The organism is Candidatus Paceibacterota bacterium (assembly GCA_036517255.1).
In the GTDB taxonomy this organism is placed as follows: domain Bacteria; phylum Patescibacteriota; class Minisyncoccia; order Phycocordibacterales; family WO2-35-19; genus DATDXE01.
In genome coordinates, this window is the sequence record DATDXE010000005.1 from 1 (window position 1) to 6771 (window position 6771).

Annotated in this window: 9 protein-coding genes; 4 read left to right on the forward strand and 5 right to left on the reverse strand. The window is 40.6% G+C overall.

Going from position 1 to position 6771, the window contains the following annotated elements:
- Window positions 1–1244, reverse strand: a 1244-nt coding sequence (gene dnaA, locus VJH67_01170; GenBank protein HEY4515778.1) for a chromosomal replication initiator protein DnaA, incomplete at its 3' end; no start/stop codon positions are given.
- A 101-nt stretch (window positions 1245–1345) separates the two neighbouring features.
- Here dnaA and rpmH point away from each other — a divergent pair.
- The 3 genes from rpmH to VJH67_01185 are packed head-to-tail and all read left to right on the forward strand — an operon-like array spanning window position 1346 to window position 2455.
- Window positions 1346–1483, forward strand: a complete 138-nt coding sequence (rpmH, locus tag VJH67_01175) for a 50S ribosomal protein L34 (GenBank protein ID HEY4515779.1) — start codon at window positions 1346–1348, stop codon at window positions 1481–1483.
- Window positions 1484–1735 carry a ribonuclease P protein component gene (rnpA, locus tag VJH67_01180; GenBank protein ID HEY4515780.1) on the forward strand — a complete coding sequence of 84 codons (252 nt, stop codon included), beginning with the start codon at window positions 1484–1486 and terminating at the stop codon, window positions 1733–1735.
- Window positions 1736–2455 (forward strand): YidC/Oxa1 family membrane protein insertase, encoded by a 720-nt coding sequence (locus VJH67_01185; protein HEY4515781.1) that lies wholly within the window; start codon window positions 1736–1738, stop codon window positions 2453–2455. It abuts the gene before it with no gap.
- On the opposite strand, the gene VJH67_01190 is transcribed toward VJH67_01185, so the two are convergent.
- The 3 genes from VJH67_01190 to VJH67_01200 are packed head-to-tail and all read right to left on the reverse strand — an operon-like array spanning window position 2442 to window position 5267.
- The gene (locus VJH67_01190) at window positions 2442–3713 is read right to left on the reverse strand and encodes a hypothetical protein (protein HEY4515782.1); all 1272 of its coding nucleotides are present in this window, start codon (window positions 3711–3713) and stop codon (window positions 2442–2444) included. The two genes, VJH67_01185 and VJH67_01190, sit on opposite strands and share 14 nt — an antisense overlap.
- 4 nt (window positions 3714–3717) lie before the next feature.
- Window positions 3718–4575 carry a pilin gene (locus tag VJH67_01195; GenBank protein ID HEY4515783.1) on the reverse strand — a complete coding sequence of 286 codons (858 nt, stop codon included), beginning with the start codon at window positions 4573–4575 and terminating at the stop codon, window positions 3718–3720.
- Window positions 4572–5267: a hypothetical protein gene (locus tag VJH67_01200; GenBank protein ID HEY4515784.1), complete on the reverse strand. Its 696-nt coding sequence runs from the start codon at window positions 5265–5267 to the stop codon at window positions 4572–4574. Before VJH67_01200 ends, VJH67_01195 begins: the two co-directional genes overlap by 4 nt.
- 138 nt (window positions 5268–5405) lie before the next feature.
- Between VJH67_01200 and VJH67_01205 the strand changes: the two genes are divergently transcribed.
- Window positions 5406–6077 (forward strand): transposase, encoded by a 672-nt coding sequence (locus VJH67_01205; GenBank protein HEY4515785.1) that lies wholly within the window; start codon window positions 5406–5408, stop codon window positions 6075–6077.
- 33 nt (window positions 6078–6110) lie between these two features.
- Here the strand turns inward: VJH67_01205 and VJH67_01210 are convergent, their stop codons facing one another.
- Window positions 6111–6584, reverse strand: coding sequence for a hypothetical protein (locus VJH67_01210; protein HEY4515786.1), 474 nt, complete (start codon window positions 6582–6584; stop codon window positions 6111–6113).
- Window positions 6585–6771: the final 187 nt, after the last annotated feature.

Below are 6771 nucleotides of genomic sequence, written 5' to 3' on the forward strand. Positions count from 1 at the left end.
TCTCTCCCACCCAACTTCTGACCAATTGATGGATAAGATATGTTGAAGTCCTCACGCAAGAGATACATGACAATTTGTCGCGGTCTGATCACTTCTTTATGTCTTGTTTTTTCATAAATACTATCTTCCTTGATGTTATAAAAGTCGGAAACAATCCTAACCACATCCTTAACGGCAATAGTTTTCTTCGGTTTAATGTTATTTTTTATATAATTTCTAACATCAATCATCGTTATCTCTCTATTTTTAAGCTGGGCATGGCAAAGCAGAGTGTTAACAGCTCCTTCTAGGTCTCTAATATTGCCGTTTATAGTGTGAGCGAGATAATCTATGATTTCTCCTGACAAAGTAATACCTTGCTGGACTGCTTTGGCGGTAATAATGGCGATCCTCGACTCTTTATCAGGCGCTGGGATATCAACCGTCATACCGGCTGAGAGGCGTGATTTAAGCCTCTCTTCGAGCCCGGTGATAAAGTAAGGGTGTTTATCAGAAGAGAAGATAATTTGTCTGTTATTGTCGTATAAGGTATTGAATAGATGGAATAATTCCTCCTGGAATTTCTGTTTGTCTGAGAAGAATTGAATATCATCAACAATTAAAACATCATATTTGCGATATTTCTCCTTAAAAACGTTCATTTTCTGGTTTTGAAGCGCATTCATGCAGTCTTGCCCGAATTGTTCAGAGGTCATGTAGTAAACCTTCTTGCTTGGGTTTGCGGTTTTAATATGATTGCCGATAGCCTGGATCAAGTGAGTTTTGCCGTGGCCAGTAGAGCCATGGATGAAAAGAGGATTGTACATAATGCCAGGTTTCTTGATGACAGCTTGGGCAGCGGCATGAGCCAGTTCGTTGAACGGTCCGATGACAAATGTTTCAAATGTGTAGCGCGGATTTAGATTATCATCCCTGTTCACCTGTGTTTCCGGCAGAGGAAGTTCCTTATTATGGAGAGTAGACTCTCCTGGCCTCTCTTCTCTTTTGCGAGATTCTTCTTTATTTACCACATATTCGATGGCGTGGACGGAACTTTCAAGACCCCTCAGACTTTTGAGGATGGTGTTGTGGTACTTAGTCAGGAGCCACTCCTTAACAAAGGCATTTGGGACAGAGAGCACCACCACCCCACTATCTTCTTTGACAATACGAGTGTCTTTAAACCAGGTGGTGAAGTTTGCACTTGAGATACTTAGTTCTATTTCTACCAGAACGCTTTGCCAAAGTTGTTTATAGTCGATCATAGCGATTGTCAGGTAACATAGTATATCTTTTTAGATTCGGATAAAAACTTGTTAAAGACTCGAAAAATGTTTATAATGTGTTCATAACCTGTTAAGAAAAAATGTCTACGACATACAAACCAAAAAAACGCAAACGGGCTAGGACCCACGGCTTTCTCTCGAGGCAAAAAACTTCCACCGGGAGAAGGACCATTCGCAACCGCCGCCGCAAGGGTCGTACCCGTCTTTCTACTGTCTAAATGCTTCATTTTTACCTCCGTGTTAAGCCAGCGCTAACGACGAGAGTGATAATCTCTGTTTCAAAAAAGATTTCCAAAAAAGCGGTTACGCGCAATACCATCCGCCGCCGCATTCGGCCGATTGTGCGTGAATTTGTTTCTAACCTTAAACCAGCAACTTATTTCATTGTGGCTCAAAATGGAGTAGAAGAGATCAAAGGGAAAGAACTAGAGAGGGAGTTAAGAATGCTCTTTCTAAGTTATAATATCTAAATGTCTTTTCTCTATCACACATTTTTTTTCGACCCGCTCTATAATCTTCTGGTGCTTTTATTTGAAGTACTACCTTGGGTTGATGCTGGTCTCATTGTCATTTTTCTAACTATTTTAGTTCGTTTAATTATCTTTCCGCTCTCGAGAAAGGCAGTGCTCACTCAAGTGAAGATGTCAGAGATTGCCCCAGATTTGGCTAAAATTAAAGAGAAATACAAAGATAAGGCTGAAGAGCAGGCTAGACTAACCCTCGCTCTCTATAAAGAAAAAGGAGTTAATCCATTCTCCGGAATATTAGTTATTATCATTCAAATTCCTATTATTCTCGCTTTGTATCAAATCTTCCTTCACTTCCCCGAGGTTAACTCCCAACTACTTTATTCATTTGTGGCAGTTCCTGAAAATATTAGTACCACTTTTCTCGGCTTTATGGATATCACAGCCAAGAGTCTCGTCCTCGCACTATTAGCCGCTGTTTCTACTTTTTTCCAATTCCAACTATCTATGAAAGGACAGACCCAACCCAAAGGTAATTCTTTTGGCGATAATCTCACTCGCAGTATGCAGACTCAAATGAAATATTTTTTTCCGGTCATCGTTTTCTTTATCTCGTACAGTATTTCTGGAGCCATCGCTCTCTACTGGCTTACCACCAATCTTTTTAGTATTGCTCAAGAAGTCTTTATTCGTCGAAATATAAAAACTACTAGTCAAGTTTAAGGGCCCAGAGTGAAAGGTCTGTTTTGTTTATGAAAATGAGATAGTCCTCATCGGGGGAAAGTTTCGGTTCAACTACGTCAATATCAGTACCAAGGTTCTGTTTCGGTTCAACCAAAACTTGGGCAACATCATTATTAGTGTCGAAACGCCAGATGCGGTCAGAGAAATGGGTTACCCCTCTGTACCAATTGTCAGGCTCCTCAGGACCAAGACTGTCAATTGGTGCGGCACAGAAAAGCATGCCCACTTGTTTAATACTCCAAGTACATTTCTCAGCTAGAGTTGCAGGTAATATTTCAGTCAGAGTATTATTCGTGAGATTTTTAGCGAATGCCCTCGTTTTATTATTATCGGTATATGAATATACCACTCGATTGCCGAGATTGTTCGGAATCGCCATGAGCCCATTAAGTGGGCCAAGAATTTTTGCCAAGGTCCCACCAGATGTGCTTAGAGTGTATGCATAACCTGGGACATCTGCGCTTGCTTTTGTGTATACCACTAAGCGATTAAGAGCGGCGGACAAGTTCCAATTGCTGAAGGGAGAACTGAGAATAGTTTTTGCTCCCGTACCATTGAATGCCGCGGACACTATAGAGGAGGTATCTCGCAGAGTATAGAACAGAGCATTACCAGAACCTGCCTGCGCAGACAGGCCGACAGTAACTGCATTTATATCTCCGCGCAAAGCGGTGGAGGAAACAGTATAAAGAGCATCTGTGGAAGTTCCTTGAGGAGGAGTGAGGGTAAGAGAAATGTTTTTAACAATATCCAGTTCATCCTCAAGAGATCTCAAGATTACCGCGTTTCCGTCTGGTCGAAAGTATGCCTCATAAATTTTCGGCAAAGTGTTGTTTGTAACCTTTATCTTCTCTACAAATAAGGCGGCACCTGTCCCACTAGGAAGTAGGAAATCATAGATATGGCCTGTAGCGCGATCAACATATCGAACCATAGAATCAACCCCTCTTTTAAAAGTGACAAATCCAGCCACAGGCGTGGGAGATATGCGGAAAAGACTATTGGTTGGCGACCCAAATTCATCAAGTGGGAGCTCAGCTCCAGGCATATCTCCCAACTCCCCATCTGTCGGTAGAGCAGGAATATTTATATCTTCTCCGGAACCAAAGGGTAAAGAATTTCTAACCGCTTCTCCGACAGAAAACTCCGGCTCCCTCACGATAAAATACCATCCAAAGAATGCAATGAGTAGAATCGAAAGGATCGCTATTAAAATTATTAAAAGTCTTTTTGCCATAGAATTAAAATACAACGTGCCAATGGTCACCTGTCGACCTTCCCTGACCCACACGCTCAAAAACAAAACCTACTTGGCGTCCGCTACTTAACCGCACCACTGCGCCATTACCATTGTTAATCAAGAAACCTTTTGATGACATCCAACTTCTCAAGCTCTGATCGTTGGCCAAATCTACTATAGGATCTCCCACTCCATGAGTTTTATGTGGGCCGGGTTCTGTTCCCCCACTTACCATTACCCCACAACCACAGTCTTTCTTCAAAGTTATTAATCCCTGGATCGCACTCTCTGGCAGACCATTTAAATTTGTACATCCATATCCTTGTCCTTGTAAGCAGGGACCAGCGTTTATTCTAATGCCAACGTTAGGATCTTCTAATCTGTCCCTAACCACTTTATCGGCAGCTATTTCTTCAGGGGTCATTGGTATCCCCGCGCCACCTCCCCCACCTGGAGGAGTACTTGGAGTTTTTATCTCCTGTACTGGAATACTTAGGTCAAATTTTACCAATTTAGGATTAATCGTAAAGAGAATTAGCCAGGCTCCAATAGCAAGCATCAATCCCCAAATTGCATTTTGAATAGTGCCCTTAGCATCACTTTTGCCTTGGAAGGCATCAGTAGACATGTATTGAATACCGCCGAAAATTATTTTAAGCACCGCAAGTCCTCCAGCGATGGCAATGATTAAGGTGAAGAGACCTTGAATGTACGGACCAGCAGTGGTTGTTTTGGTGTCTCCTTGGTCTACACCGCTTAAAGGAATAGGGGCTAGAAGCTTGTAATCAGTAGCTTTTTGGGCGAAAACAGGAGTAAACAGTAGACAGTAAACTATAATTAATAAAAAGATTCTTTTCATTTATTTCCAAATTGTATCAAAAAATTCTTATTGGCGTTCTGCATAATTTTATCTCCATGGGAAGTATTTACTCGAATTTCTGATGAGCCAGCGGCATCATCTGGGGTGCGGTAAGTCACCGAGTTTGTATTTTCTACTCCACCAGCATTAGTACGCCATTCATATTTAAGTGTACTGCCTCTCCGATCTAATGCGCTAAAGAAGAATGGAAATGCTGAGAAAGTAACCTCTCTTTCTTTAAGCTCGTATGTCCCACTTGTTTCCCTATGGAACATGAATCCGTACAAAGGATTATTTTCATATATAGCCAAGATTGGAGAAGCTGGAGTTAGAGTGACAGATTCGCTCGCTAACACAGCATTTTGGTTGGAAACGATCTCTATCTTGATGGTCTCTCGCTTCGAGAGAACAGATCCAGTAAAAGCGAGAGTATTTTTTCCAATACCATTGATATTACCTAAAATAGTGCCGTTTCTACTCCATTTGTAATTTAGGTTTGCTGGACTTCCCAGACCTTGTGGAATAGCGAGAAGTGTAACTTTAGACTGGCCAGACCACAGCGCTCTACCTTTATAGAAAGGCGAGACATACGTTTCTCCTTGCCAGAGAAGATCTACGGACTGTGCTTGTAAATTAAGCACGGGCAGTATAAGTAAGAAAAGTACTAAGAGAATGTGGTAGAGCTTTTTCACTTCTTCATTATATCTAATTCTGGGGCAATTTTCTTTAACTTTGAGTCTAGAGCGAGGATAGTAATGGCAAGAGTCCAGGCAGGCAGAGAGCAACCTGCAAGGCCTTGCCTTGCAGGTTGACGGTGCTAGAATAAAAACATGTCACTACGCAAAACACCTTTTGTTTCAGGCGAGTATTACCACTTATACAATAGAGGTAATAGTAAACAAGAAATATTTCATAATATGGAAGACTACTGGCGTTTTATAGTTCTTCTATACGTATGTAATTCGGAGAATAATTTTAAAATGTCTTTGGTTAAAGACAGTGCCAAGAATGACCCATATCTATGGGGAAGAGGAAGTCGGATTGTCTCTATTGGCGCGTATTGTTTAATGCCGAACCACTTCCATCTGCTGATTACCGAGAAAGAAAGTGGTGGGATAAGTAAATTTATACAGAAGTTATCCACGGCCTATGTCATGTATCACAATATTAAATATGAAAGGACTGGCGTACTTTTTGAAGGCAAATTCAAGTCGGAGCATCTTGGTAGTGATCAATATTTAAAGTACATCTTTTCGTACATCCATTTAAATCCACTTAAGTTAATACAAGGAGATTGGAAAGAAGTAGGAATCAAAAATAAAAAAGTAGCATTAAGTTATCTAGATAGGTATAAATACTCAAGCTATTCAGATTTTAAAGGCATTGAAAGAAAAGAGAATGCTATTCTAGATAGAGAAGTTTATCCGAATTACTTCCCAACAACTAATAATTTTGAAAGGGAAATACTCGACTGGATAAACTACAAAGATCAATCCGAATAAAACAACCCGCAAGGTCTTGCCTTGCAGGTTCACTTAAGCCACTTTTCTTAACAGGTTTTCTAACTTTTCGGCATCCGCTTTACCACCGCTTACATTATACAAGGTGTCCTCTGCTTTAAGGAAAGAATATGAAAGTACTACCTTGAGTGTCCAAGTTGGCAGTGTGTTTAGTATAGGAATGATTTCTATGAAAGGTAAAGCCCAATTAACTATAATTTGTTTTAAGGTGTCAGAAAGCCCCCATCCTTTAATAGAAGTCCAAACATAGAAAGTCAGCCAGGCAAATATAGAAATCAAAGAAGAGAAAATCCATCCCAGAAACGGAATTAATAAAAATATAGCTTGAAGAGTATCAAAAAAGATTGCTACACTAAGCATTAAAACAAACGTTGTGGTATGTGCTCGGTTTCTTTTCTCGAACTTTTTCTGGATATTTCCTGCCTCGTTTAAAAGCTCTACATTCTTTCTTTTTCTAAACTCGTTTATGTCAACGACATTTTCATTCATGAAATTTGAGTTGTTATTACGTCTTTCTTTCTGCTTCTTTTATCTCCGCTTTTGCCGTCTCTTGCGCGACCTCCTTGTCTTCCTGGGCGTCTTGCTTGGCCTTTTTAATAGCGAGCACTTGTGATGGATCGGAAGTAATAATCTGATCCTCGGTATAAGAGGCAATACTTTTAATAGCCACATGCTT